We start from the raw sequence: 2,410 nt of genomic DNA, 5'->3' as shown, positions 1-2,410 counted from the left end.
TATACTCAGCATAACACGCTTTGGTAAGGATCAATTTGCTAAAGCAAAACAAATTTTAAGCCCTTACCTCCCAAGTTTAAAACTTGGCATCACGGGCTTGTGAGGTGAACGGCTGACAGACGAAGATATCGCAGAGATAAGGCGGAAACAGAAGGAAAGGGGCGAGGAGTCATTCGCGGAGTGATCTGTTTGAAAAAGTGCGCAACAAAAAGCAGGTGCAATGTCCTGCATATTCAGCATGACAAATAAAAAAGCCGCTTCCCAGTTTAAGAAGCGGCTTTAATTTATCAGACCCTCTGACGGTTTGGTTTAGACGGTCAGATTTTGACCCTCAGAATATTTCTCTTACAATGGTGCTCAAGTTGTAATCCGGCAGGTCGAATACCACATAAGATGGCAGGTCCAATTGTTGCCAGAGGTCGAAGCCATTTGTCTGGGTTTTTTGAGCCGCGAATAAAGAGATGACGGTGCCGTGTGTGGCGATGGCGATGGTTTTGTGAGGGTGTGTTTTTACTGCTTTTTCAATGGCTTGGGTAAATCGCGTGCGAGCCTGATGTGCCGTTTCATTGCCAAAGATCAGGTCTTGGGGGCGTGCAAAGAAGGTTTTTACGGTGGTGTGCCATGTTTCCTGGGGGATAAAGGGGACGCCTTTGCGGTCGTGTTCGTGAAGGTTGGGTGCTGATGTATAGGGGAGTTGGAGGTGTTCGGCGACGAGTTGACCCGTTTCTCGTGCTTTGGGCTCTTCGCTTGTGATGAGGAGGTCTGGTTTGTAGGGGCGCAATGCTTCGGCGAGAGGGGTGCAACTTGCGCGTCCACTGTCCGATAGGTGCCAGTCTGGGGCGGATTGTGTTTTGTCGATTTGTGGCTGTGCGTGTTTGATTAAGATGAGATGGTTCATAGACTAATTAAGACGGTGTGTTCTCTGGATCCTTCCACAGCCGCACGGTGAAGCGGTGGTCCTCTTCAATCAGGTCTGGTTCGGTGCCGTTGTGGTCGCGCATGGATCCGATGATTCGGTTGCGCACGCCCATGCCGAGATGCTCCACATAACCATAATCGCGCAGCACGTCCTTCACGAGTTCGTTTCTGGATACGCGTAGTACGCCCTCGCGCATTTTTTCTACTGTGACGCTATTGGGTAGCCGCCCGGGCGAGATGACTTCGAGGCGATCGCGGTACATAGAAACTTCGACATCTGTACCAACGAGCGTGTAGGCCCTGTGAACAACGGCGTTGACTATTGATTCCCGAACAGCCTCGAGTGGAAGTGCCTTTTTGCGGATACGCCGTCCGCCTTCGAGCCAGGCGATGGTGTGCAGGTTGCGGTTGACGAAGTCCACGGCCTGGTCAATCACGCCTTTCTCTTCGACGCGGCCGCGTTCTGACATGATTGAAACGAGAGGGCCTCGTATCACTTCCTCGTCAACGGTATCGTATTCCTTCTCATTGCGAGGAAAGGCGGTCGCCGTGATTCCGGCCTGCGGCACGCGGTAATTTGGATTTTCGCCGAATAGCAATAACCCGGCGACGGTGGCGGCAGTGATGCCCCCTGCTTCGACAAGGAGGCCCGTGTTCAAGAGAAGCCGACGCCACGATTCGTGATCGTTGACAGACGGCGCATCGCGCTTTAACAGAACGCGGAAGTAGTTGTTAAGCCGGTCTATATCGAGGCTATCTAATCCCATATCGAGCACGGGCTTGATCTCATAACGCATCAGACGTCCGGCTTGGTTCATATTTTTCTCCATGAGGTGAGGGAGTTCTTGTTCTCAGCCATTCTTACAGGTCTTAGCTGTCCATAGTGGTCATGAACCGGATCGGTTACCTGACAAATATAAAGAGGGATAAGCAAATAAAACAAGACAAATACGGAGAAATCCGATTTCGGATTGTACAGATGAAAATTGTACGTCGCGGTGTCTTGCGTATTGGGGCGGTGTTCGGTATAATTTACTTTTATGAAAATTGATATTCGGTCTCTGAAATCGTCTGAAGTGTTTCGGCTTCAGTATTTGCCGTTTAGTCGTAAAGAAACGCAGCGGCGGCGGTTTATGCTACAGGAATCCGGCAGGCTCATTTTTTTCGTGGCCTGGTGGGGCAATTTGCCGGTGGCTCAGGTGTTGCTCAATTGGGAAGGTGGCGATGCTGCTGGCGTGCCGCCGCAAGTGCGACCCTGGCCCGAGGTGTCGTCGCTTTTTGTGCATCCAGAGTATCGGCGGATGGGTATTGCTTCGCGGTTGTTGGATGTGTGTGAGCGGATTACTTTTCAGCGGGGTTATGAGAATATTGGTTTGTGCGTTTACGTGAAGAATCATCCTGCGCTGAATTTATACGTGCGCCGCGGGTACAAAGATGCGGGATGGGAGCCGTATTTGGCACGGGGTGTTTATACTGATGCCAATGGCGGGCA

At 51.3% G+C, this 2,410-nt stretch carries 3 protein-coding genes; 1 reads left to right on the top strand and 2 read right to left on the bottom strand.

Features of this window, described 5'->3' with window-relative positions:
* Positions 1 to 331 precede the first annotated feature (331 nt).
* Together OXH16_15795 and OXH16_15790 are read right to left on the bottom strand one after the other, a co-directional pair.
* A complete protein-coding gene (locus OXH16_15795) occupies positions 332 to 898 on the bottom strand; it encodes a phosphoglycerate mutase family protein (GenBank protein MCY3682864.1) in 567 nt (188 codons plus the stop codon).
* A gap of 7 nt (positions 899 to 905) precedes the next feature.
* On the bottom strand, positions 906 to 1,736 hold the full coding sequence (locus tag OXH16_15790) for a hypothetical protein (protein ID MCY3682863.1): 831 nt from the start codon (positions 1,734 to 1,736) through the stop codon (positions 906 to 908).
* Positions 1,737 to 1,958: 222 nt separating this feature from the next.
* Here OXH16_15790 and OXH16_15785 point away from each other — a divergent pair.
* A partial coding sequence (locus OXH16_15785) for a GNAT family N-acetyltransferase (GenBank protein ID MCY3682862.1) occupies positions 1,959 to 2,410 on the top strand: 452 nt, incomplete at its 3' end.

The sequence above is a fragment of the Gemmatimonadota bacterium genome (genome assembly GCA_026705765.1).
Taxonomy (GTDB): Bacteria; Latescibacterota; UBA2968; order UBA2968; family UBA2968; genus VXRD01.
This window is presented reverse-complemented; position numbering and strand designations above follow the sequence as displayed.